This window comes from Variovorax sp. DAIF25 (assembly GCF_050711835.1).
Lineage (GTDB): Bacteria > Pseudomonadota > Gammaproteobacteria > Burkholderiales > Burkholderiaceae_C > Variovorax.
In genome coordinates this window covers 7,109,612-7,132,478 of the sequence record NZ_CP136636.1, presented here as the reverse complement: position 1 = coordinate 7,132,478, position 22,867 = coordinate 7,109,612, and the positions used below count along the sequence as shown (strand labels likewise).

General features: G+C 71.7%; 23 protein-coding genes. 17 read left to right on the top strand and 6 right to left on the bottom strand.

The features are described 5' to 3' along the window. Positions 1–75 precede the first annotated feature (75 nt). Genes R0232_RS33035 through pyrF form a run of 5 tightly spaced genes read left to right on the top strand, consistent with a single transcriptional unit; the run spans position 76 to position 4,064 of the window. The gene (locus R0232_RS33035; protein WP_431510752.1) at positions 76–1,092 is read left to right on the top strand and encodes a DMT family transporter; all 1,017 of its coding nucleotides are present in this window, start codon (positions 76–78) and stop codon (positions 1,090–1,092) included. Beyond that, positions 1,085–1,813 (top strand): tRNA (adenosine(37)-N6)-threonylcarbamoyltransferase complex dimerization subunit type 1 TsaB, encoded by a 729-nt coding sequence (tsaB, locus tag R0232_RS33030; protein ID WP_431510751.1) that lies wholly within the window; start codon positions 1,085–1,087, stop codon positions 1,811–1,813. The genes R0232_RS33035 and tsaB overlap by 8 nt, the downstream gene beginning before the upstream one ends. Beyond that, positions 1,810–2,364 (top strand): ribosomal protein S18-alanine N-acetyltransferase, encoded by a 555-nt coding sequence (gene rimI / locus R0232_RS33025; protein ID WP_057597908.1) that lies wholly within the window; start codon positions 1,810–1,812, stop codon positions 2,362–2,364. Before tsaB ends, rimI begins: the two co-directional genes overlap by 4 nt. Beyond that, a complete protein-coding gene (locus R0232_RS33020) occupies positions 2,361–3,185 on the top strand; it encodes a uracil-DNA glycosylase family protein (RefSeq protein ID WP_431510750.1) in 825 nt (274 codons plus the stop codon). Before rimI ends, R0232_RS33020 begins: the two co-directional genes overlap by 4 nt. Before the next feature lie 54 nt (positions 3,186–3,239). Continuing rightward, positions 3,240–4,064, top strand: a complete 825-nt coding sequence (pyrF, locus tag R0232_RS33015) for an orotidine-5'-phosphate decarboxylase (protein ID WP_093351223.1) — start codon at positions 3,240–3,242, stop codon at positions 4,062–4,064. A gap of 13 nt (positions 4,065–4,077) precedes the next feature. On the opposite strand, the gene R0232_RS33010 is transcribed toward pyrF, so the two are convergent. After that, positions 4,078–4,812 carry a helix-turn-helix domain-containing protein gene (locus tag R0232_RS33010; protein ID WP_057596203.1) on the bottom strand — a complete coding sequence of 245 codons (735 nt, stop codon included), beginning with the start codon at positions 4,810–4,812 and terminating at the stop codon, positions 4,078–4,080. Between the two features lie 157 nt (positions 4,813–4,969). On the opposite strand from R0232_RS33010, the gene R0232_RS33005 reads away from it, so the two are divergent. The 7 genes from R0232_RS33005 (at position 4,970) to R0232_RS32975 (ending at position 11,471) form a co-directional block, all read left to right on the top strand. Then, a complete protein-coding gene (locus R0232_RS33005; RefSeq protein ID WP_208512558.1) occupies positions 4,970–5,827 on the top strand; it encodes a hypothetical protein in 858 nt (285 codons plus the stop codon). Positions 5,828–5,898: 71 nt separating this feature from the next. Further along, positions 5,899–7,860 (top strand): MFS transporter, encoded by a 1,962-nt coding sequence (locus tag R0232_RS33000; protein ID WP_431510749.1) that lies wholly within the window; start codon positions 5,899–5,901, stop codon positions 7,858–7,860. A 183-nt stretch (positions 7,861–8,043) separates the two neighbouring features. Continuing rightward, the gene (locus R0232_RS32995; protein ID WP_431510748.1) at positions 8,044–8,544 is read left to right on the top strand and encodes a YiaA/YiaB family inner membrane protein; all 501 of its coding nucleotides are present in this window, start codon (positions 8,044–8,046) and stop codon (positions 8,542–8,544) included. 32 nt (positions 8,545–8,576) lie between these two features. Continuing rightward, positions 8,577–9,056: a hypothetical protein gene (locus R0232_RS32990; protein ID WP_431510747.1), complete on the top strand. Its 480-nt coding sequence runs from the start codon at positions 8,577–8,579 to the stop codon at positions 9,054–9,056. A 17-nt stretch (positions 9,057–9,073) separates the two neighbouring features. Next, a complete protein-coding gene (locus R0232_RS32985) occupies positions 9,074–9,850 on the top strand; it encodes a DUF2145 domain-containing protein (protein WP_431512947.1) in 777 nt (258 codons plus the stop codon). A gap of 37 nt (positions 9,851–9,887) precedes the next feature. After that, positions 9,888–10,979, top strand: a complete 1,092-nt coding sequence (locus R0232_RS32980) for a zinc ribbon domain-containing protein (RefSeq protein ID WP_208510130.1) — start codon at positions 9,888–9,890, stop codon at positions 10,977–10,979. A gap of 99 nt (positions 10,980–11,078) precedes the next feature. Next, complete coding sequence (locus tag R0232_RS32975; RefSeq protein WP_093351205.1) at positions 11,079–11,471, top strand: DUF3597 domain-containing protein; 393 nt, start codon at positions 11,079–11,081, stop codon at positions 11,469–11,471. A gap of 75 nt (positions 11,472–11,546) precedes the next feature. Here the strand turns inward: R0232_RS32975 and R0232_RS32970 are convergent, their stop codons facing one another. Beyond that, positions 11,547–12,329, bottom strand: a complete 783-nt coding sequence (locus R0232_RS32970; RefSeq protein ID WP_431510746.1) for an SDR family NAD(P)-dependent oxidoreductase — start codon at positions 12,327–12,329, stop codon at positions 11,547–11,549. Between the two features lie 172 nt (positions 12,330–12,501). Between R0232_RS32970 and R0232_RS32965 the strand changes: the two genes are divergently transcribed. Then, positions 12,502–13,083: a beta-class carbonic anhydrase gene (locus R0232_RS32965; protein WP_431510745.1), complete on the top strand. Its 582-nt coding sequence runs from the start codon at positions 12,502–12,504 to the stop codon at positions 13,081–13,083. Here the strand turns inward: R0232_RS32965 and tgt are convergent. Both tgt and queA read right to left on the bottom strand, forming a co-directional pair. Then, the gene (gene tgt / locus R0232_RS32960) at positions 13,080–14,252 is read right to left on the bottom strand and encodes a tRNA guanosine(34) transglycosylase Tgt (RefSeq protein ID WP_431510744.1); all 1,173 of its coding nucleotides are present in this window, start codon (positions 14,250–14,252) and stop codon (positions 13,080–13,082) included. The two genes, R0232_RS32965 and tgt, sit on opposite strands and share 4 nt — an antisense overlap. Before the next feature lie 5 nt (positions 14,253–14,257). Next, a complete protein-coding gene (gene queA, locus R0232_RS32955; protein ID WP_208510123.1) occupies positions 14,258–15,310 on the bottom strand; it encodes a tRNA preQ1(34) S-adenosylmethionine ribosyltransferase-isomerase QueA in 1,053 nt (350 codons plus the stop codon). A 141-nt stretch (positions 15,311–15,451) separates the two neighbouring features. Between queA and R0232_RS32950 the strand changes: the two genes are divergently transcribed. From R0232_RS32950 to recG, 3 genes are read left to right on the top strand one after another with little or no spacing between them, the layout of a single operon-like run. Further along, positions 15,452–16,123 (top strand): DUF4166 domain-containing protein, encoded by a 672-nt coding sequence (locus tag R0232_RS32950; protein WP_431510743.1) that lies wholly within the window; start codon positions 15,452–15,454, stop codon positions 16,121–16,123. Beyond that, positions 16,120–17,610 (top strand): TIGR01777 family oxidoreductase, encoded by a 1,491-nt coding sequence (locus R0232_RS32945; RefSeq protein ID WP_431510742.1) that lies wholly within the window; start codon positions 16,120–16,122, stop codon positions 17,608–17,610. The genes R0232_RS32950 and R0232_RS32945 overlap by 4 nt, the downstream gene beginning before the upstream one ends. Before the next feature lie 11 nt (positions 17,611–17,621). Beyond that, positions 17,622–19,787, top strand: a complete 2,166-nt coding sequence (gene recG, locus R0232_RS32940; RefSeq protein ID WP_431510741.1) for an ATP-dependent DNA helicase RecG — start codon at positions 17,622–17,624, stop codon at positions 19,785–19,787. Positions 19,788–19,812: 25 nt separating this feature from the next. Here recG and R0232_RS32935 read toward each other — a convergent pair whose 3' ends face one another. Further along, positions 19,813–20,442 carry a LysE family translocator gene (locus R0232_RS32935; protein WP_208509744.1) on the bottom strand — a complete coding sequence of 210 codons (630 nt, stop codon included), beginning with the start codon at positions 20,440–20,442 and terminating at the stop codon, positions 19,813–19,815. 62 nt (positions 20,443–20,504) lie between these two features. Further along, positions 20,505–21,461: a helix-turn-helix domain-containing protein gene (locus tag R0232_RS32930; protein WP_431510740.1), complete on the bottom strand. Its 957-nt coding sequence runs from the start codon at positions 21,459–21,461 to the stop codon at positions 20,505–20,507. Between the two features lie 269 nt (positions 21,462–21,730). Between R0232_RS32930 and R0232_RS32925 the strand changes: the two genes are divergently transcribed. Next, positions 21,731–22,864 carry an amino acid ABC transporter substrate-binding protein gene (locus R0232_RS32925; protein ID WP_431512946.1) on the top strand — a complete coding sequence of 378 codons (1,134 nt, stop codon included), beginning with the start codon at positions 21,731–21,733 and terminating at the stop codon, positions 22,862–22,864. The last annotated feature ends 3 nt before the right edge of the window (positions 22,865–22,867 follow it).

Below are 22,867 nucleotides of genomic sequence, written 5' to 3'. Positions count from 1 at the left end.
AGGCCGCGATTCGCCCCCGCCGGGCGCAGTCCGCGGGGCCCCTCGATAATCCCGGGGATGCCCGCCGCGCCCCCGATGTCTCCCCCTGCCCGTCTCTCCCCCCGCACCGTCGGCATCGGCGCGGCCGTGATCACCGTGCTGGTGTGGACCGCCTTCATCGTCATCGCGCGCGCCTCGGCCGGCCGCTCGCTGTCCCCGTTCGACATCGCCTTCGCGCGCATCTGCGGCGCCAGCCTGATGCTGGTGCCCTGGGGCGCATGGCTCGTGATGCGCGCCCGCGCGGGCGGCGCGCAGGCGGCCGCCTCCTTCTTCGGCCTGTCGCCGCTGTCGCTGCGCGTCACGGCCATGGCCGGCGTGTTCGGCGGCGTCGCCTATGCCGTGTGCGCCTACTGCGGCTTCTTCTTCGCGCCGGCCAGCCATGCCTCGGTGCTGCTGCCCGGCAGCCTGCCGCTGTGGACCACCCTGCTGGCCGCGCTGGTGCTGCGCGACCGCATCACGCCGCTGCGCGCGCTCGGGCTGGCGCTGATCGTCGCGGGCGACCTGCTGGTGGGCGGGCGCAGCCTGCTGCATGCCTTCGAGGGCGGCGAGGTCTGGAAGGGCGACCTGCTGTTCATGGCCGCGGCCTTCTGCTGGGCCTGCTACAGCATCGTGGTGCGCCGCCACGGCCTCGATGCCGTGCGCGCCACCATCGCCATCACCGTGTTCGCGCTGCTGAGCTACGTGCCGGTCTACAGCCTGCTGGTGGCCGGCGGCTGGGTCGCGAGCCGCATCGGCAGCGCGCCCTGGGGCGAGCTGGCGTTCCAGATGCTGTTCCAGGGCATCGGCTCGGTCGTGGTGTCGGGCATCACCTTCACGAAGATGGTCCAGCACTTCGGCCCGGTGCGCACCACCATGATCACGGCGCTGGTGCCCGGCCTGTCGGCGCTGGGCGCGGTGCTGTGGCTCGACGAGCCGCTCTACTGGAACCTGATCGCCGGCCTGCTGCTGGTGACCGCCGGCATCCTGTTCGGCGTGCAGAAGCCGGCGCCCGCGCGCGCCGCCGGCCTGGTGCCGGCCGTGGCCGCCGTGGCGGGAGGGCGTCGCGATGCCTGATGTGTTGGCCTTCGACACCAGCACCGAGCAGCTGTCGATCGCGGTGCGCCGCGGCGAGCGCGTGTGGACGCACGAGGGCGCGGGCGGCGCCCAGTCCTCGGCCACGCTGATCCCGCTGATCCAGCAGCTGCTGGCCGAGGCCGGCCTCGCGCTGGCGCAGCTCGATGCCATCGCCTTCGGCCGCGGCCCGGGCTCGTTCACCGGACTGCGCACCGCCTGCGCGGTGGCGCAGGGCCTGGCGCTCGGCTCGGGCGTGCCGCTGCTGCCGGTCGACACCCTGCTGGCCGTGGCCGAGGAGGCGCGCCATGCCTTCGGCGCGCAGCGCACGGTGGCGCTGCTCGACGCGCGCATGGAGGAGATCTACGCCGCGCGCTACGACTTCGAGGCCCATGGCCCGCTCGGCGAGCCCGCCGTCGGCGCCGAGGGGCCGCTGCTGATGGCGCCCGAATCGCTCGCGGTGCCCGCCGGCTGGGCGCTGGCCGGCAATGCCTTCGCCGCCTACGGCGAACGCCTGCCGGCCGCGGCCGTGCGCCACGCGGTGCTGCCCACGGCCGCCGCCCTGCTGCGCCTGGCCCCCGCGCTGTTGGCGGCAGGCCGCACCGTGCCCGCCGCGCAGGCCTGGCCGCTCTACGTTCGCGATAAAGTGGCGCAAACCACCGAGGAGCGTGCCGCCATCAAGGCGGCCGCCGCCCACCACAACACACCGCCCGCGACCGCATGAGCGCCCTCCCGCAACCCGTGGAAGCCCGCCTCGAGCCGCTCACCATCGAGCGGCTCGACGCCGTCTGCGCCGTCGAGCAGACCGCCTACAGCCATCCCTGGACGCGCGCCAACTTCACCGACTCGATCGCCGTCGGCTACCACTGCCAGTGCCTGCTGGCGCCGGTCGCCGGCACCGGCATCGAGGCGGCGCGCCTCTCGCCGGTCACCAGCCTCGGCGAGATGCTGATCGGCTACTTCGTGGCCATGAAGGGCGTCGACGAGGTGCACCTGCTCAACATCACCGTGGCGCCGGCCTTCCAGCGCCAGGGCTGGGCGCCGCTGATGCTCGAGGCGCTGACCGGCTGGTCGCGTGCCCAGGGCGCCCAGTGGCTGTGGCTCGAGGTGCGCCAGAGCAACCGGCGCGCGCTCGACATCTACCTGCGCCAGGGCTATCGCACGGTCGGCGTGCGCAAGGGCTACTACCCGGGCGCCGAGGGCGGCCGCGAGGATGCGATCGTCATGAGCATGCGCCTCAACGAAACCGGCAGTGCCTGGGGAGCCTTGCGATGAACGCCGCCGTGCAGACCCTGCGGCTCGATGCGCGCCAGCGCGCGATGCTCGACGAGATGGGCGTGAAGGTCTGGTGGCCGGTGCCCGAGGCGGCCGAGGTCCCGGTGGCCGTGGCGCCCGCGCCGGTGGTGGAGGACGAGGCCGAGCCCGTCGACATGCCGCCGCCGGACGCCCGCTACGACACCCGTTACGACGCCGCGCCCGAACCCGAACCGGTCGCGCAGCGCGCCCCGGCCGCCGCGCGGGCGCCCGTGGCCGCGCCGCCGCCGCGCCCGGCGCCGGTTCCCGCCGGCCACGGCGCGGCCGTGCTGGTCGAGGCTCCGTGCCGCCTCTATGCCGATGCCGCCGAGGGCGTCGCGCCGCAGGGCGGCTGGCTGGTGCTGGCCGACATGCCGCCCGAGGTCGATGGCCGCCACGGCGAGCCCTTCGCGGGCGATGCCGGCCGGCTGCTCGACAACATGCTGCGCGCGCTCAAGCTGCACGAGGGCGGCACGCCGGTGCACCTGATGCGCCTGCACCGCGGCGTGGCCTCGGGCCAGCCCGGCGGCCCGCGGCCGCTCGACGAAGCCTTCGCCGAACATGCCGCGGCGCTCGCGCCCCGGCTGGTGCTGGCCATGGGCCCGCTGGCCGCGCAGGGCCTGATGCAGAGCGGCGAACCGCTGGGCAAGCTGCGCGGGCGGGTCGGCCAGGCGGCGCAGCTCCAGGGCGTGCCGGTGGTCGCCACCTACCACCCGGCCTACCTGCTGCGCAATCCGGTCGACAAGGGCCGCGCCTGGGCCGACCTGTGCCTGGCGGCCGCGCAGCAGCCCGAGGCGGGCTGAACCTGGGCGAGGCCGGGCCGGGGGCCGTCGGGGGGCCCCTTTAAAATCGCCCCCATGACTTTCCTCGACAAGCTTGCCGCCGCGCAGCAAACAAACGGTTCGTTGCTCTGCGTGGGGCTCGACCCGGAGCCGGCGAAGTTCCCGGGGCAGTTCAAGGGCGACGCGCGCCGCATCTACGACTTCTGCGCCCGCATCGTCGACGCCACGGCCGACCTCGCCATCGCCTTCAAGCCGCAGATCGCCTACTTCGCGGCCCATCGCGCCGAGGACCAGCTCGAGCAGCTCATGGAGCACATGCGCCGCAACGCGCCCCAGGTGCCGACCATCCTCGACGCCAAGCGCGGCGACATCGGCTCCACGGCCGAGCAGTACGCGATCGAGGCCTTCGAGCGCTACGGCGCCGACGCGGTCACGCTCTCGCCCTTCATGGGCTTCGACTCGGTCGAGCCCTACCTGCGCCACCACGGCAAGGGCGCCTTCCTGCTGTGCCGCACCAGCAACCCCGGCGGGTCCGACCTGCAGGGCCAGCGGCTGGCGAGCGTCGAGGGCCAGCCCTTCCTCTACGAGCACGTGGCGCGGCTGGCGCAGGGGCCGTGGAACCTCAACGGCCAGCTCGGCCTCGTGGTCGGCGCCACCTACCCGGCCGAGATCGAGCGCGTGCGCGCGCTGGCGCCGACGGTGCCGCTGCTGATCCCGGGCGTCGGCGCCCAGGGCGGCGACGCGGTTGCCACCGTGCGCGCCGGCTGGCGCGCCGACGCGCCGATCGTCGTGAACTCCTCGCGCGCGATCATCTATGCCTCGTCGGGCGACGATTTCGCGGAGGCCGCGCGCGCCGCGGCGCGGACCACGCGCGACACGCTCGAAGCCGCCAAGGCCTGACCCCGGCCCGGGCTCAGGCCCGCCGCAGCCGCGTGAACAGCTCGAACTCCCAGTTGCGCATCCCCAGCAGCAGCGTGTAGCCCTCGCGGTCCTTGGGCGACAGCTTCTGGTCGGTCTGGTGCTGCTGCGCGAAGTCCTGCGCCACGCGCTGCAGCCGCTCGAGGAAGGCCGGCGCCAGCGAACGGCTGATCGAGCCGTGCACCAGCAGCAGGCCCTCGGCCGGGCCGTCGAAGCCGCCGCGGTAGTAGTCGAGCACCACGTTCTCGCGGAAGAACTCCATCACCGGCCCGTGCGGGCGCCAGCGGAAGGTCTTGGCGAGCTTCAGGCGATACCGGTTCAGCGGCCGCAGCTCGATGATCCCGATCCGGTCGAGCTGGGCCAGGAAGCCGATGCACTCGGCCTCGCTGATCCGGTAGGCCGTCACGATCTGCTCCAGCGTCCACTGGCTCAGCACGCTGATCGCCACCAGCAGCAGCTTCTTGTCCTTGACCACGGCCTTCTCCTGCTCGTGCGTCAGTTCCTTGAGCAGCGGCTGGGCGTCGGCCACGCGCCGCGCCAGCTCGGCGAAATCGATCTTCAGCGCGCGGCAGATGGCGTCCACGCGCGACAGCGGCATGTCGCTCTTGGCCAGCATCCGCTTGACGCTGGACTCGGCCATGTCGAGCGAACGCGCCAGGTCGGCGTAGGTCATGCGGGCGCTCTTGAGTTCGTTCTTGAGGGCTTGGACGAGATCGACGGTGGTGCTCATGAAGGTGGCAGGGTTCCGGTTGGGTATCGGTTGGAGATACCGATGGGTGTGAAATAGTGCCTCGTATCGATTCTCGATGCCTGGGGAGAGGCTGGCAACTAAATTCCGCCCGCCAACCGATCGGCCATCCCGCCATCACCCAACTTCGAGAACAGACATGCTCCTCCACTCCCTGACACGCCGCGAACGTGGCCTGGCCTTCTTCCTGGGCCTGCTGCTCCTGATCGGCATCGTCGGTCCGGTGCTGCCGGCCGCCGAGGTCGCGATCGCCCTGGTCTTCGCCGACACCCGCGCCTGGCACGGCCTGCCCAACGCCATGGACGTGCTGAGCAACCTGCCCTTCCTGCTCATGGGCTGCTGGGGCCTGTACTGGCTCAACCGCATCGACCGCGCGCACCACGAGGCGCTGTCCGGCTTCCCGCTCGCGCCGCCGGCCAGCGATCCGCCCGACAACACGCTCGACTGCGCCTGGCTGTTCTTCGCCGGCCTGATCGCCACCGCCGCCGGCTCGGCCTTCTATCACCTGGCGCCCGACGCGCCGCGGCTGGCCGCCGACCGTGCCGGCATGGCGGTCGCCTTCGCCGGCCTGATCGGGATGGCGGTCTGCGAGCGCGTGAGCCAGCGCGCCGGCTGGCCGGCCGCCTGGTTCGTGCTCACCACCGGCCTGCTGTCGGCCGAGATCGCGCAGGAGACCGGCAACGTGCTGCCCTGGGCGCTGGTGCAGTTCGGCGGCATGGCGCTGGTCCTCACGCTGGCGCTGTCGCGGCCGATCACCGGCGCCGTCGGCCTGCGCCTGGGCTGGGTGATCGCGGCCTACGTGCTGGCCAAGGCCTTCGAGCTGGCCGACCACCCGATCTACGAGGCCACGCAGGGCGTGATCTCGGGCCACACGCTCAAGCACCTGTGCGCCGCCATGGCCGCGCTGCCGGTGCTCACCGCGCTCCAGCGGCTCGACCGCGGCTGGCGCGCCGCGGCCCTGCGGCACAATCCCGGCGCGGCCGCCCTGACGGCCTGACGACAGCCCCCGGCCCCGCGAGCGTTCCCCGCCGGGGGCCGCGCGGAGCCGCCAAGAGGAGAAGCTTCCGAATGACAACGCCCGCCGCTGCCGCGCCCTCGTCCCCCGCCGCCCCGCACGAGGCGAACGCGCACGCCAACCAGTTCGCGCTGCTCGGCCAGCGGCGCTTCGCGCCCTTCTTCTGGACCCAGTTCGCGGGCGCGGCGAACGACAACCTGTTCAAGTTCGCCTTCACCGTGATGGTGACCTACCAGCTGCAGCTGAGCTGGATGCAGCCCTCGATGGCGGGGCTGGTGATCGGCGCGCTGTTCATCCTGCCGTTCCTGCTGTTCTCGGCCACCGCGGGCCAGCTCACCGACAAGTTCGACAAGACGAAGATGATCCGCTTCGTCAAGAACCTCGAGATCGCGATCATGCTGATCGCGGCCTGGGGCTTCGTGCGCGCCGACGCGGTCGTCCTGCTGGGCTGCGTGTTCCTCATGGGCCTGCACTCCACCCTGTTCGGCCCGGTCAAGTTCGCCTACCTGCCGCAGGTGCTCGACGCGCGCGAGCTCACGGGCGGCAACGGCATGGTCGAGATGGGCACCTTCGTCGCGATCCTGCTGGGCCAGGTGGCCGGCGGCCTGCTGGTGGCGGTGCCGCAGATCGGCCACCTGAGCGTGGCGATCGCCTGCGTGGCGGTGGCCCTGATCGGACGCGCCGTGGCCCAGGCGATCCCGCCGGCGCCGGCCACCGACCCGAGCCTGGTCGTCAACTGGAACCCGGTCAGCGAGACCTGGCGCAATCTCCAGCTGGCGCACGAGAACATCGTGGTGTTCCGCTCGCTGCTCGGCATCTCGTGGATGTGGTTCTTCGGCGCCGTGTTCCTGAGCCAGTTCCCGAGCTTCGCCAAGGAGGTGCTGCACGGCAACGAGCAGGTCGCCTCGCTGCTGCTGGTGGTGTTCTCGATCGGCATCGGCGTCGGCTCGCTGCTGTGCGAGACGCTGAGCCGGCGCCAGGTCGAGATCGGGCTGGTGCCGCTGGGCGCCATCGGCATGAGCGTGTTCGCGATCGACCTGTACTTCGCCGCCCGCGGCCTGCCCGCGGTGCCCGAGATGGGGCTCGGCGCCTTCCTGCGCCAGAGCGCGCACTGGCGCGTGATGGCCGACCTGGCGCTGCTGTCGCTGTTCGCGGGCCTCTACAGCGTGCCGATGTACGCGCTGATCCAGCTGCGCAGCCAGCCCACGCACCGCGCGCGCATCATCGCGGCCAACAACATCCTCAACGCCCTCTTCATGATCGGCAGCTCGGTCATCGCCGGCGCGCTGCTGGGCGCGGGCTTCACCATCCCGCAGATCTTCCTGTTCACCGGCATCGCCAACGCGGTGGTGGCCTTCTACATCTTCATGCTGGTGCCCGAGTACCTGCTGCGCTTCGTGGCCTGGGTGCTGTCGCGCTTCGTCTACCGCTTCGACATCAAGGGCGACGAGCACATCCCCGTCGAGGGCCCGGCCGTGCTGGTGTGCAACCACGTGAGCTTCATCGACGCGGTGCTGCTGATGGCCGCGAGCCCGCGGCCGATCCGCTTCATCATGGACCACCGCATCTTCAAGGTGCCGGTGCTCGGCTGGCTGTTCAAGCTCGCCAAGGCGATCCCGATCGCGCCGCAGAAGGAGGACCCGGCGGCCTACGAGGCGGCCTTCGCCAAGGCGCTTGGCGTGCTGCGCGAGGGCGACCTGCTGGCCATCTTCCCCGAGGGCGCGATCACGCGCGACGGCGCGCTGCAGCCCTTCAAGGGCGGCGTGATGAAGATCGTGGACAGCGCGCGCGCCGAGGGCCTGGAGCCGCCCGTGATCCCGATGGCGCTGACCAACCTCTGGGGCTCGTTCTTCAGCCGCATCGAGCTGCGCGGCGGCGAACCGGTGGCGATGGTCAAGCCCTTCCGCCGCGGCTTCTTCAGCCGCGTGGGCCTCAACGTCGGCGCCGCGGTGGCGCCGGCCGAGGTGCGGCCCGAGCTGCTGCAGCAGCGCGTGGGCGGGCTGCTCCATCCCTGAGGCCGGGCGCAACGCACGGACCGGGCCGCCTTCGGGCGGCTTTTTCTTTGGGGGCGGGATGCCCGAAAAGTATCCGTTGGAGATACCGCCGGAGCCGAAACGCTGAACCGGTCGAATCATTCGAGTCCCGCGGCGCGGGGGCGGACCATCATCCGCCCACCTTCACTACGCCGCGAGGCACTCATGCAAACCCATATAGCCAACACCATCACCACCGCCCCGGTCCAGCGCGACACGCGGGCTTGGCAGTTCCAGGTCTGGGCGTCCTTCGCGATCGCCGTCTTCCTCTGCGCGACCGGCCTGAGCTGGCTGCCGGGCGAGGCACTGGACCGGGCCTTCATGGTGATGGGCTATGTGTTCTGCCTGAGCACCGCCTTCGTGCTGTCGAAGTTCGTGCGCGACAACCAGCATGCCGCCGGCCGCGACCTGCCGATGTGGAAGCTGGTCGTCTGGGGCGGCTTCTTCGTCGCGATGCTGCTGACCGGCTGGGGCCTGCTGCGCATGGAGGTCAACGACACCTACAAGGCCTTCCTGGGCGTGAGCTGGCTGTTCCTGATCAGCTCGGCCTTCACGCTGGCCAAGACCCTGCGCGACCGCCACGAGGCCGACCTCGCCGAAGCCCGCCTGCAAGGCCGCCACGCCGCCCGCGTCGAAGCCGCCCAGACCCCGGCCGCCGCCGAATGACCGCCCGCACCCCCCACGCAAGGAGCCCGATCATGAACACCGCTTTCGCCCGCAAGTCCCTGGCCACCGTCCTCGTGGCCGCCTGCACCGCCTTCGCCGCGCTCGCGGCGCCCGTGGCCCGCGCCCAGAGCGATGCCTCCGTCGCGCTGTCGATGCTGCCCGTGGCCTCGGTGCTGGTCGGCGCCTCCGCGGTCGGTGCGGCCGGCGCCTCGGCCGCCAAGGCCAGCGAAGTGCCGGCCGCGCTCTCGGTCGGCGGCTCGATCCTGACCGTGGTCGCCGTCGAGGCCTCGGCCGACGGCACGGTCTACGTGCTCGAACGCGCCGCCGACGGCGCGCGCGCCAGCGTCAAGGTGGCGGGCCGCGTGGCGCAGGGCGCCTCGACCGCGGTCGGCACCGCCATCGTCGTCAGCGTGATCGGCACCGGCGTCGTGCTCTCGGCCGCGGGCGAGGTGCTGGCCTTCGTGCCCAACGCCATCGGCCGCGCGCTGCTGGCCAACGAGAGGCTGTCGTGAAACGCGCCGCCGTCGTCATGGCGCTGGCCCTGCTGACCGCGGCGGCCCTGCCGCTGCAGGCGCAGGCCGGCCGCTCGTGCGAGCAGGTCAAGCCCGGCGCCGCGCTGATCGCCAAGGGCATGGAGCTGGCCGAGCGCACCTCGCAGCAGCTCGACGCCAGCGGCGCGCGCGTCGTCGTGCTGGCGCGTGCCGGCCAGGACCTGAGCAAGTACGGCCTGCGCTATTCGCACTTCGGCCTGGCCTACAAGACCGATGCCGGCCCATGGCGCGTGGTGCACAAGCTCAACCAGTGCGGCACCGCAGTGGCGGCCGTCTACCGCCAGGGGCTCGGCGAGTTCTTCCTCGACGACCTCTGGCGCTACGAGGCCGCCTGGGTCGTGCCCACGCCGCAGGTGCAGGCGCAGCTGCTGGCCGCGCTCAAGGAGCCGACGCCGCGCCTGGTGCGGCTGCATGCCGCGCCCTACAGCATCGTCAGCTACGCCTGGGGCCAGAAGTACCAGCAGTCGAACCAGTGGGCGCTCGAGACGCTGGCCGCCGCGATGGAGCCCGCCACCATCGTCAACCGCTCGCAGGCGCAGGCCTGGCTGCAGTTCAAGGGCTACGAGCCCACCACGCTGAAGCTCGGCCCGCTGACCCGCCTGGGCGGGCGCATCGGCTCGGCCAACATCGCCTTCGATGACCATCCCAACGACAAGCGCTTCTCGGACCGCATCGAGACCGTGACCGTCGATTCGGTGTTCGAATGGCTGCAGCGCGCGGGCCTGGGCGCGGCGCCGGTGGCGTTCAAGCTGTGAGCGCGGCCCGCACGAGAAGAATGGAAGGAACGACGACATGAGCAAATCCCTGCGCCTCTCCGAGAAATGGTTCCGCCGCGGCCTCTGGCTGGTGGCGCTGGTGTTCGCAGGCTTCCTGATCGGGCTGGGCAGCACCATCGTGGGCGACCTGCCGCAGGTCGAGCGCGTGCGCACCATCGAGGACTTCATCGACCACCGCGCGGCCGATCCGCTGCGCGCCACCGTCAAGGCCTCGGAGGCGGCCGAGCTGCAGGCCTCGCGCGACCTCGACCAGATCCGGCTGCAGCTGCAGGCCGCGCAGCAGGCCGGCGCCAATGCGCGCGAGACCTTCGGCAACTGGATCGCCACCCGCCGCGCCACCGCGCAGCCCGACCAGGACCCCGAGCTGATCGCGCGCACCAAGGCGCTCGATGCCATCAAGCAGAAGGAGGAGGCGGTGCAGCGCCAGGTCAACGCGCAGCAGCAGGTCATGCTCGATGCGCGCCAGGCCGAGCAGCGCGCGCGCACCACGCTGGCCGAGCTGGAGCGCGACGCGCAGGTCAAGCTCGACGCCGAGTACCGCCGCATCGAGCTGCGCGTGTTCGCCTACCGGCTCGCGCTCACGCTGCCGCTGCTGGTGGTGGCGGGCTGGCTGTTCGTGAAGAAGCGCAAGAGCACCTGGTGGCCCTTCGTCTGGGGTTTCATCCTGTTCGCGCTGTTCGCCTTCTTCGTCGAGCTCGTGCCCTACCTGCCGAGCTACGGCGGCTACGTGCGCTACGTGGTGGGCATCGTGCTCACGGTGCTGGTGGGGCGCTACGCGATCGTCGCGCTCAACAACTACCTCGCGCGCCAGAAGCTGGCCGAGCAGCAGCCCGACCAGGTGCGCCGCGAGGAGCTGAGCTACGACACCGCGCTGGCGCGGCTCGACAAGGGCGTGTGCCCCGGCTGCGAGCGGCCGGTGGACCTGAAGAACACGGCGATCGACTTCTGCCCGCACTGCGGCATCGGCCTGCACGACCACTGCGAGGTCTGCGAGACGCGCAAGAGTGCCTTCTCGCGCTTCTGCCATGCGTGCGGTGCCTCGGCCACATCGTCGGAGGCGGACGCGAAATCCTTCACGCCCCGGACCCCGCCGCAACCCGCGACCTGAGGAGGGCGGTCACGCGGGCGTGCTACAACCGCCCGCTGCGCCGCGTTCGCGGCCGCAGCCCCGGTCCGTTCCATGCCTCACCTCGAAGGAGTACGCGCAATGAGCATCTTCGGCAGCATCCTTTCCAAGATCTTCCCGTCCGCGCAGGCCGCGCAACCGCCGGCCGCAGCACCCGCTGCCCCCGCCGCGCCGGCCCCCGCGGGCGCACCGGCCGCCGCCGCACCGCCGCCGGCCATCACGGTGGTCGACGTCGAGGCCCTGCTCGACGGCATGCCGGGCGCGAAGCAGCTCAACTGGCGCACCTCCATCGTCGACCTGATGAAGCTGCTGGGCCTGGACAGCAGCCTCGATGCGCGCAAGCAGCTCGCGGCCGAACTGAGCTACGGCGCCGACACCAGCGACAGCGCCAAGATGAACATCTGGCTGCACCGCCAGGTCATGACCAAGCTGGCCGCCAACGGCGGCAAGGTGCCGGCCGAACTGCGCGACTGATCCGCGCGCGGCCCGCGTCCAGCAAAAAAAGCCCGGCAGTGCCGGGCTTTTTCTTTTGGCGGTGCGCGCTGGCGCTCAGGTCCAGCCCGCGTCCACCACGTAGTCCTGCGCCGTGCACATGCGCGAATCGTCGGCACCCAGGAACAGCGCCATCGCCGCGATGTCCTCGCCCATCACGCGGCCCGGCAGGCACTGGGCCGCGTCGATCTCCGCGCCCGACTCGGGCTTGACCCACAGCCGCCGCTGACGCTCGGTCATCACCCAGCCCGGCACGATCGTGTTGACGCGGATGTTCTGCTTGCCCAGATCGCGCGCCAGCGAGCGCGTGAGGCCGCGCACCGCCGCCTTGCAGGCCTGGTAGACCGGGTAGCCGCGGCCCTTCATCATCCAGCTGACCGAGCCGAAGTTGACGATCGAGCCGCCGCCCAGCGCGCGCATGTCGGGTGCCACCGCCTGCGCGGCGAAGAACTGGTGCTTGAGGTTCACGGCCACCAGCCGGTCGAAGTCCTCGTCGGTGACGTCGGCCATCTCGTGGCGGCGGTCGTTGGCCGCGTTGTTGAGCAGCACGCCCACCGGCCCGAAGCGTGAGCGCACCGCGTCGATGGTGGCGCCCAGCGCGGCCGTGTCGGTCACGTCGCAGGGCAGGAACAGCGCGGGATGCTCGCCGCGCAGCTGGCCCGCGAGCGCCTGGCCCGCGGCGACGTCGAGGTCGCAGAAGCCGACCTTCGCGCCCTGCGCATGGAAGGCCCGCACCAGCGCTTCGCCGATGCCGCTCGCGCCGCCCGAGATGAAGACGGTGCGCTCGGCGAGCGAGGGATAGCGCGCGGTGTAGGGCGAGGGGGTGGATGCAGTGGTCATGAAAAAGGAAGACGACAGCGTTGAGGCGGGAAGGTTAGCGCGGATTGCCGGGCTCGCGCGCGCAGCGCCAGTTTCGCGATAAGCACATGCCAACTCGGTCGTTGTGGCTGGCCGCGGCGCTGCCCAGAATGGCCCGACGCCGATGGGTGCGTGTGAGCCATGGAGTCCGCCGATGTCCGTCCTGCAAGAAGTGCTCGAAGCCAACGAGCGATATGCCGCCGGGTTCGGCGAGAAATCGAAGCTGGCGCTGCTGCCCGCGCGCCGCTTCGCGGTGCTCACCTGCATGGATGCGCGCCTCGACCCCGCGGGCTATGCGGGGCTTGCCGAGGGCGACGCGCACGTGATCCGCAATGCCGGCGGCCGCGCCACCGACGACGCCATTCGCTCGCTGGTCATCTCGTACAAGCTGCTGGGCACGCGCGAGTTCTTCGTGGTGCACCACAGCGACTGCGGCATGGAGCTGTTCACCGACGACGTCATCTCGGGCCTGCTCGAGCAGAGCCTGGAGACCGCGAGCGTCGATGCCACGGGCTGGCACGACACCGGCCGCGGCCCGGGCTCGTCGGCCGGGCGCTACATCAAGTGGCACACCTTCACGCACAACGCGCGCAGCGTGCAGGAGGACGTGGAGCGCATCCGCCAGCACCCGCTGGTGCCGAGGACGATCCCGATCTACGGCTACATCTACGACGTGCGCAGCGGCCGGCTGGTGGAGGTGCCCGAGGCCACCGCCGCGGGCAAGGCCGCCGGCTAGACCCCGCGCGCGCGTTCGGACTTGAAGCGCGCGCGGAATGCCGTGAACGTTCCCGCATCGAGCGCCTCGCGGATCTCGCGCATCAGGTTCAGGTAGTAGTGCAGGTTGTGGATGGTCGTGAGCATCGGCCCGAGCATCTCGCCGCAGCGGTCGAGGTGATGCAGGTAGGCGCGGCTGAAGCCCTCGCGCCCGCCGTCGTTCCAGCTCACGCCCGAGCTGCCCGCGCAGGCATGGCAGGTGCAGCTGGGATCGATGGGCTGCGGGTCGCTCTTGTGGCGCGCGTTGCGCATCTTGAGGTCGCCGAAGCGCGTGAACAGCGTGCCGTTGCGCGCATTGCGCGTGGGCATCACGCAGTCGAACATGTCGACGCCGTCGGCCACGCCCTGCACCAGGTCCTCGGGCGTGCCCACGCCCATCAGGTAGCGCGGCTTGTTCGCCGGCAGCCGGTGCGGCGTGTGGCCCATGATGTGCAGCATCTCCTCCTTGGGCTCGCCCACGCTCACGCCGCCGATGGCGTAGCCCGGGAAGTCCAGCTCGACCAGCGCCGCCAGCGATTCCTCGCGCAGGTTCTCGAACATGCCGCCCTGCACGATGCCGAACAGCGCGTTCGGGTTCTGCAACCGCTCGAACTCCGTCTGGCAGCGCTTGGCCCAGCGCAGGCTCAGTTCCATCGAGATGCGTGCCTCGGCCTCGGTCGTGATGTGGCCCTTGGTGTCGTAGGGCGTGCACTCGTCGAACTGCATCACGATGTCGCTGTTGAGGATGGTCTGGATCTGCATCGAGACCTCGGGCGTGAGGAACAGCTTGTCGCCGTTGACCGGCGACGCGAACTTCACGCCCTCCTCGCTGATCTTGCGCATCGCGCCCAGCGACCAGACCTGGAAGCCGCCCGAGTCGGTGAGGATCGGCTTGTTCCACTTCTCGAACTGGTGCAGCCCGCCGAAGCTCTGCATCACGTCCAGGCCCGGGCGCATCCACAGGTGGAAGGTGTTGCCCAGGATGATCTGCGCGCCCATCTCGTCGAGGCTGCGCGGCATCACGCCCTTGACGGTGCCGTAGGTGCCCACGGGCATGAAGATCGGCGTCTGCACCACGCCGTGGTTGAGCGTGAGCGTGGCGCGGCGCGCGTGGCTGTCGGGGTCGGTCTTGAGGAGTTCGAAGTTCAGCATGGGGGTCAGTCCTCTGTTCTCGGTTGGCGCGCGAGCAGCATCGCGTCGCCATAGCTGAAGAAGCGGTAGCGCTGCGCGATGGCGTGCGCATAGAGCGCCATCACCCGCTCGTAACCCGCGAGGGCCGAGACCAGCATCATCAGCGTGCTCTTGGGCAGGTGGAAGTTGGTGACCAGCAGGTCGACATGCGCGAAGGCGAAGCCCGGCGTGATGAAGATACGGGTGTCGCCCGCGGCCTCGCCGCTCTTCGCCCACGACTCGAGCGTGCGCACGGTGGTCGTGCCCACGGCCACGATGCGGCCGCCGCGCGCCTTGCATTCGGCGATGGCGCGCTGCGTGGCCTCGGGCACCTCGTAGCGCTCGGCGTGCATGGTGTGCTCGGCGATGTTCTCGGTCTTCACCGGCTGGAAGGTGCCGGCGCCCACGTGCAGCGTGACGTTGGCGCGCTGCACGCCGCGTGCTTCGAGCGCGGCCAGCAGGCCCTCGTCGAAGTGCAGCGCGGCGGTGGGCGCGGCCACGGCGCCGGGCACGCGCGCGAACACGGTCTGGTAGCGGCGCTCGTCCTCGGCCGAGTCGTCGTGCGTGATGTAGGGCGGCAGCGGCACGTGGCCGCAGCGCTCCATCAGCAGGTAGGGGTTCTCGCCCGTGTCGCTCTCGAAGGCGAAGCGGAACAGCGCGCCGTCCTCCTCGGGCCAGCGGCCGAGCAGGGTGGCGCGGAAGCCGCCGACCATCTGCAGCGTGGTGCCCACGGGCGGCTTCTTGCTGACCTTCATGTGGGCCACCACCTCCTGCCCCTGCAGCACGCGCTCGACCAGCAGCTCGAGCTTGCCGCCGGTCGGCTTCTCGCCGAACAGGCGCGCCTTGACGACGCGGGTGTCGTTGAAGACCAGCAGGTCGCCCTCGCGCAACAGCGAGGGCAGGTCGCGGAAGATGCGGTCGGCCGGGGCGGGGCCGGTGCCGTCGAGCAGGCGGGAGGCGGTGCGTTCGGTGGCCGGGTGTTGCGCCACCAGCTCGGGCGGCAGGGCGAAATCGAAATCGGAGAGCGTGAAGGCGCGCATGATGCTTGAGGGCCGGACGGGCCCGTTCCAAGAGGGGGGCCGCGAGGGGCCGTTCGGAGAGCGAGGCGGCGATTGTCCCATGGCGCGAAAACCGGGCGCCGCCGCGGGGTCGGGCGAGGGCCGGCGAGGCAGAATCGCCGCATGGTCGATACACATGCAGCGCGCGTTTCGCAGGAGGCCGGGTCCGCGCCCGGACCCTCCGAGGGCGAGCTCTTCAAGAAGATCCTCGGCGCCGCCTGGCAGGGCCTGCATGCCGACATCCGCCGCCGCTTCGACAAGAACCCCTCGCCCGGCAAGGCGCTGCACTACAGCGGCCGGCTCAGCGAGCTGCGCTGCTCGCGCTTCGGCCGGCTGCTGGGCCACCTCACGCAGCCGCTGATCCAGGGCGCGCTGATCCCCTACAGCGACGCCGACTTCCCGGTCGAGATCCAGGTCTACGCGAAGCCCGGCGACCCCGCGATCTACAAGCAGCGCATCTACCGGCTGCACGGGCGCCGGCCGATCCAGTTCACCAGCTTCATGCGCGAGAGCGAACGCGGCGAGGTGCTCGAGTACGTCGGCATGGGGCTGGGCATGAAGCTGGTGCTCAGCGTGGAGAACGGCAGCCTGCATTTCCAGAGCGACGGCTATTTCTGGCAGCTGCTCGGCTGGCGCATCCCGCTGCCGGGCCTGCTCACGCCCGGCAAGACCTTCCTCTGGCACCACAACGAGACGCCCGAGCGCTTCAACATCCGCATCGAGATCCGCCACCCGCTGATGGGCACCACCTTCACCCAGGTCGGCGTGTTCGAGGAAGTGTCCGCCCCCGCATGATCGACACGCACCTGCTGGCGCTGCAGCTGATGGCGGCCCAGGGCGCGCTCGGCGCCTTCGACACGCTCTATCACCACGAGGGCACCGAGGCGCTGCCGCGGCGCGCCTCGGCCGGGCGCGAGCTCGCGATCCACGCCACGCGCTCGTCGATCTACTGCCTGCTGTTCATCGGCCTCTCGTCCTGGGCCTGGCATGGCGCCTGGGCCTGGGTGCTGCTCGCGGTGTTCGGCGTCGAGATCGTGCTCACGCTGTGGGACTTCGTGGTCGAGGACCGCAGCCGCCTGCTGCCGGCCACCGAGCGCGTCACGCACACGGTGCTGGCGATCAACGCGGGCGCCTTCATCGCGCTGCTGGCGCTGGCGGCCGTCGGCTGGGCCGCCGAGCCGACCGCGCTCGCCTGGCAGCCGCAGGGCTGGCTCGGCGCCTTCCTCGCGCTGTGCGGCGTGGGGGTGGGCGTGTCGGGGCTGCGCGATGCCTTCGCGGCGCGCGCGCTGCTGCGGCGCCGGCGCCAGGCGCGGGTGCGCGAGACCGAGGCGCCGGTGCGCTTCGGCGCGCGGCCGCGGCGCGTGCTGGTCACGGGCGGCACCGGCTTCATCGGCCAGATCCTCGTGCGCCACCTGCTGGCCGACGGCCATGCGGTCACGGTGTGGACGCGCGACGCGCGCGCGGCGGCCTGGAACTTCGGCGGCGCGGTGCGCTGCGTGCAGTCGCTGGCCGAGCTGCCCGCGGCCGAGGAGATCGAGGTGGTGGTCAACCTCGCGGGCGCGCGCATCCTCGGCGCGCGCTGGAGCGAGCGGCGCCAGCGCCAGCTGCTGGCCAGCCGCGAGGGCCTGACGCGGCAGCTGGTCGAATGGATGGCCGGGCGCCCGCGCAAGCCCTGGCTGCTGCTGTCGGGCTCGGCCATCGGCTACTACGGCGTGCAGCCGCAGGGCGATGCCACCGCGCTCGACGAGGAGGCGCCGCCGCAGGACATCTTCATGTCGCGCCTGTGCCAGCGCTGGGAGCAGGCGGCGCAGGCCGCGGTCGCGCTGGGCGTGCAGGTGGCCTGCATGCGCTTCGGCTTCGTGCTGGGCCACCAGGGCTCGCTGCCGCAACTGCTGCTGCCGGTGCGGCTCGGTGTCGGCGGGCGGCTGGGCAGCGGGCGGCAGTGGCTGTCGTGGGTGCATGTGCACGACCTGGTGCGCGCGCTCGCGCATGCCTGGAGCCGGATCGAACGCGAAGGTGGCATGCTGGCCGCGCAGGCCTTCAACGTGACCGCGCCGCAGGCGCTGAGCCAGCACGACTTCACGCGCGTCGCGGCCAGCGTGCTGCACCGCCCCTGCTGGATGCCCACGCCCGCGGCGCCCGTGAAGCTGCTGCTCGGCGAGCAGGCCGACCTGCTGCTCGAAGGCCAGCGCGTGGTGCCCGCGCGGCTGCTGCGCGGCGGCTTCCAGTTCATGTTTCCCGATGCGCGCAGCGCCTTGACGGACCTTTGCCGTCCACGCTAGAAGACCTGTCCGTGCCCGCCAAGAAGAAAGCCTCCACACCCGCGGCCGCGCCGAGCGCACCGGGCGCCGCCACGCCTGCACCCGCCACGCCCGCGGCCCCGGCCGGGCCACCGGGCAGCGGCCTCAGCGTGGTGCAGCGCGCGCTGCGCAAGCTCGGCCTGGTGCGCGACATCGACTTCGCGCTCTACCTGCCGATGCGCTACGAGGACGAGACCCGCGTGGTGCGGCTGGCCGACACGCGCGACGGCGACACCGCGCAGATCGAGGGCGTGGTGACCGAGGCCGAGGTGGCCTACCGGCCGCGGCGCCAGCTCATCGTGACCATCGACGACGGCGGCGAGACCTGCCAGCTGCGCTTCTTCAACTTCTATCCCTCGCAGCAGAAGCAGCTCGCGGTGGGCGCGCGGGTGCGCGTGCGCGGCGAGGTGCGCGGCGGCTTCGTCGGGCGGCAGATGATGCATCCCACGGTCAAGGCCGCGGGCACCGCGCTGCCCGAGGCGCTCACGCCGGTCTACCCGACCGTGGCCGGCCTCGCGCAGCCGGTGCTGCGGCGCGAGGTGCGCTCGGGCCTCGCGCGCGCGGTGCTCGACGAGACCATCCCGGTGCAGATCGGCCTGCGCGGCGCCTGGGACCTGCGCGCCTCGCTGAGCTTCCTGCACTACCCGACGCCCGACGTGGCGATGGCCACGCTCGAGGACCACAGCCACCCGGCCTGGCAGCGCATCAAGGCCGAGGAGCTGCTGGCGCAGCAGCTGTCGCAGATGCAGGCGCGCATGGAGCGCGCGGCGCAGCGCGCGCCGATGCTCGACATGGCGGCCGCGCCCGTCGGCGGCAAGGGCTCGCTGCACGACGCGCTGCTGGCCGTGCTGCCCTTCGGCCTGACCGGCGCGCAGGCGCGCGTGGGCGAGGAGATCGCGCGCGACCTCGGGCGCGAGCTGCCGATGCACCGGCTGCTGCAGGGCGACGTGGGTTCGGGCAAGACGGTGGTGGCCGCGCTCGCGGCGGCGCGCTGCATCGACGCGGGTTTCCAGTGCGCGCTGATGGCGCCGACCGAGATCCTCGCGGCCCAGCATTTCGGCAAGCTGGTCGGCTGGCTCGATCCGCTGCTGGCCGAGCGCGGCCTGCGCGTGGCCTGGCTCACCGGCAGCCAGAAGAAGAAGGAGCGCGACGCCATGGGCGCGGCGGTCGAGAGCGGCGAGGCCGCGCTGGTGATCGGCACCCATGCCGTGATCTCCGAGAAGGTGCGCTTCCACAACCTCGCGCTGGCGATCATCGACGAGCAGCACCGCTTCGGCGTGGCGCAGCGGCTGGCGCTGCGCGGCAAGGCGCGCGACGAGCTCGAGCCGCACCTGCTGATGATGAGCGCCACGCCGATCCCGCGCACGCTCGCGATGAGCTACTACGCCGACCTCGACGTCTCCACGCTCGACGAGCTGCCGCCGGGCCGCACGCCGATCGTCACCCGGCTGGTGGCCGAGCACCGGCGCGACGAGGTGATCGCGCGCATCCAGTCGCAGATCGAGCAGGGCCGGCAGGTCTACTGGGTCTGCCCGCTGATCGAGGAGAGCGAGGCGGTCGACCTGCGCAACGCCACCGCCACGCGCGACGAGCTGGCCGACCTGCTCGGGCCGCAGGTCAACGTCGGCCTGCTGCATTCGCGCATGCCCACGGCCGAGAAGCAGGCGGTGATGGCGGCCTTTACCGCCAACCAGATGCACGTGCTGGTGAGCACCACCGTGATCGAGGTCGGCGTGGACGTGCCCAACGCCTCGCTGATGGTGATCGAGCATGCCGAGCGCTTCGGCCTGTCGCAGCTGCACCAGCTGCGCGGTCGCGTGGGCCGCGGCGCGGCAGCCTCGGCCTGCGTGCTGCTCTATGCGCCCGGCGACAGCGGCCGCGTCGGCGAGGCGGCGCGCGCGCGGCTGCGCGCGATGGCCGAGACCGGCGACGGCTTCGAGATCGCGCGCCGCGACCTCGAGATCCGCGGGCCCGGCGAGTTCCTCGGCGCGCGCCAGTCGGGCGCGCCGCTGCTGCGCTTCGCCGACCTCACGACCGACACCTTGCTGCTCGACTGGGCGCGCGAGCTCGCGCCGCGCATGCTCGAGCAGCATCCCGAGCTGGCGCGGCGGCACATCGACCGCTGGCTCGGCACCAAGGCCGAGTACCTGAAGGCTTGAAGCTGGAAAAGAGGGCGGGCGTCGATCAGCTCGGCCGCCGCGTCAACGCCAGCAGGCAGCCGAAGCCGATCATCATGCTGCCGCTCACGCGGTTGAACCAGCGCATCGCGCGGCTGCCGCCGGCCAGCCGGCGCATGCGCGCGCCGAGCAGCGCATAGAGCGCGATCGCCACCACCTCGAAGACCAGGAAGGTCAGGCCCAGCAGCAGGTAGCTCGATGCGTACGCGCCCGGCACCACGAACTGCGGGAAGAAGGCGGTGAACACCAGGATCGCCTTCGGGTTGCCCGCGGCGACGGTGAACTCCTGCCGCACCAGCACGCGCATCGGCGGCGGGCCCGCGAGCTCGCGCGCCTGCTGCGCCAGTTCGGGCGCGGGCGCGCGCAGCAGCCGGATGCCGATCCACACGAGGTAGGCGGCGCCGATCCACTTGACGATGTCGAAGGCCAGCTCGGACGCGACCAGCACCGCGCCCATGCCCAGGCCGGCGATCGCGATCATCAGCGCGAAGGCGACCAGGCGGCCGGCCGCGGCGGTCACGGCCTGCGCGATGCCGTAGCGCGCGCCGTTGCTCACCGAGAGCAGGTTGTTGGGGCCGAACGCCATGTTGATGGCGAAGCAGGCCGGCAGGAACAGCAGGTAGGCGGACAGGGTCATGGCGTCTGCGGTGGGGGGACGGGGGAGGCGACCATTATCCGCAGCGCCGCGGACCGCCGGCTTCAGCCGAGTGCCTGGCGCCGGAAATCGCTCGGGCTCAGGCCCGTGTGGGCGCGGAACACGCGGCTGAAGTGCGAGAGGTTCACGAAGCCGGCCGCGAGCGCGATGGCGGTCACGGGCTCGGCCACGCGTGCCGGGTCGCGCAGCGCGCGGATGCTGGCGGCCAGCCGCTGCTGCTGGATGTAGCCCGCGAGCGTGTCCTCGCCATCGGCGAAGGCGCCGTGCAGCAGCCGCTTGCTGCAGCGCAGCGCCTGCGCGATGCCCTCGACCGACAAGGCCGGGTCGTGCAGGTTCTGCGCCACGTGATGGCGGATGCGGTCGGCCAGCGCCTCGCGCTGGGTCTGCTGCGTGTGCTGGCCGGCCAGCTCCATCAGCGACAGCCGCACCAGCTGGATCAGCAGCTCGCCCGCGCCGCGCGCGGCCGCCTCGCTCATCGAGGGCAGCTCCTGGTAGGTGCTGCGCATGGTCTCGAGCGCCACGCGCGAGATGCCGCTGGTGCCGCCGACGCGCCGCGCCACCAGCTGCGCGAGCGGCAGCGAGGGCAGGGCCAGCTGTTCCTTGGGCAGCATCACGATCAGGTGGTCGCTGCGCTCGGGGTTGGCCACCGTGTAGTCGAGCGTGGTGTCGTAGAGCGTCCAGCCGCCCGAGCGCACCGCCGCCGCGCGGCCCTTCTGCACCACCTCGGCCGAGCCCTGCCAGGGCGCCACGATCTTCAGGTAGGCCGCGTCGCTCAGGCGCGCCATCTGCGCGGTGCGCAGTACCCGGTGGCGGTTGGCCTCGAGCCGCGTGAGGATCACGTCGCCCGCGCGCGAGGCCGCCAGGTGGCCGTCGAACGGCACCTCGTCGCCGTAGAGGTCGGAGCCCAGGCCGCCGAAGTGGCGGTACACCCACTCGCACCACGCCGGGCCGCGCTCGCGCGGCGGCACTTCGTCGGTCGACAGCAACTGCGATGCGGTCATGGCGCGGCGGGAGGCATTGGGGGGTGGATGGGGCGCCCATTGTGGGCCGCGCGGGCGCCGCCTCGCCTTGCGGGTTAACCACTAGCCGGCTGCACGCTGGGACAAGCGCTTTGTGCACCGCCGGCACAGCGAGCGCGCGGGGCCGTTCCTACGATGCCGGCAGGGCCCGCACCGGGCGCCGCACGACCCGAACATCGAAGGAGACCGCCGTGTTCCACACCCCTCGCCGCCGCTGGATCCAGGGCGCCGCCGCGCTCGGCGCCGCCGCCATGGCGCCGCGCCTGTTCGCCCAGCAGGGCGCGCCTGTGCGCATCGGCTATGCCATCGCCCGCACCGGTCCCTGGGCCGCGGGCGCGCAGGTGAGCCAGGAGCCCAACTACCTGCTGTGGGCCGAGCAGGTCAACGCGGCCGGCGGTCTCGCGGTGAAGGGCGGCGCGAAGCGCCCGATCGAACTGATCGGCTACGACGACCGCAGCGAGACCGAGACCTGCGTGCGCACCTTCGAGAAGCTCATGGGCAGCGACAAGGTCGACCTGGTGCTGCCGCCCTGGGGCTCGGGCGCCAACTTCGCGGTCGCGCCGCTGGCCAACCGCTTCGGCTATCCGCTGCTCGCGCCCACCGCGCTGTCGCGCAAGCTCATCGACATGCGGCTGCCCTACTTCTTCTCGCTGCTGCAGCAGCCCGACAAGATGATGGGCGCGCTGGTCGACCTGCTGGTGGCCCAGGGCGCGAAGACCGTGGCCATCGTCTACATGGACGACCTGTTCGGCCTCGAGAACTTCGCGGCGCTCAACAACGCGCTCAAGAAGACGCAGATCCAGGTGGTGGAGCGCAAGAGCTATCCGCTCGGCGTGAAGGACCTGGCGCCGGTGCTGCGCGGCATCAAGGACCTGAACCCCGATGCCTTCATCGGCATCACCTATCCGCCCGACACCATCCTCGCGAGCCGCCAGGCGCGCGAGGTGGGCTTCAATCCGAAGTTCTTCTATGCCTCGGTCGGCACCGCTTTCCAGCTCTACAAGAACGTGATGGCCGCCAACACCGAGGGCGTGATCGGCATGGGCTCGTGGAACGGCAAGACCAGCCCCGGCGCCAAGGCCTACTTCGACGCCCACACGAAGAAGTTCGGCAAGGAGCCCGACCGCTGGGCCAGCGGCCATGCCTGGGCCGGACTCGAGATCCTGCAGCAGGCGGTGGCCAGCGTGGGGCTGGACCGCAAGGCGCTGCGCGAGCACATCGCGAAGACCGAGTTCAGGACCATCCTCGGGCCGATCCGCTTCGAGGGCAGCGAGAACGCCTCGGTGCCCGGCACCGTCGCGCAATGGCAGGGCGGCGAGTTCGAGGTCGTGTGGCCGAAGGACCGCGCCACCGCGCAGCTCGCGCCCAAGCCGGCCTGGAAGTAGCCG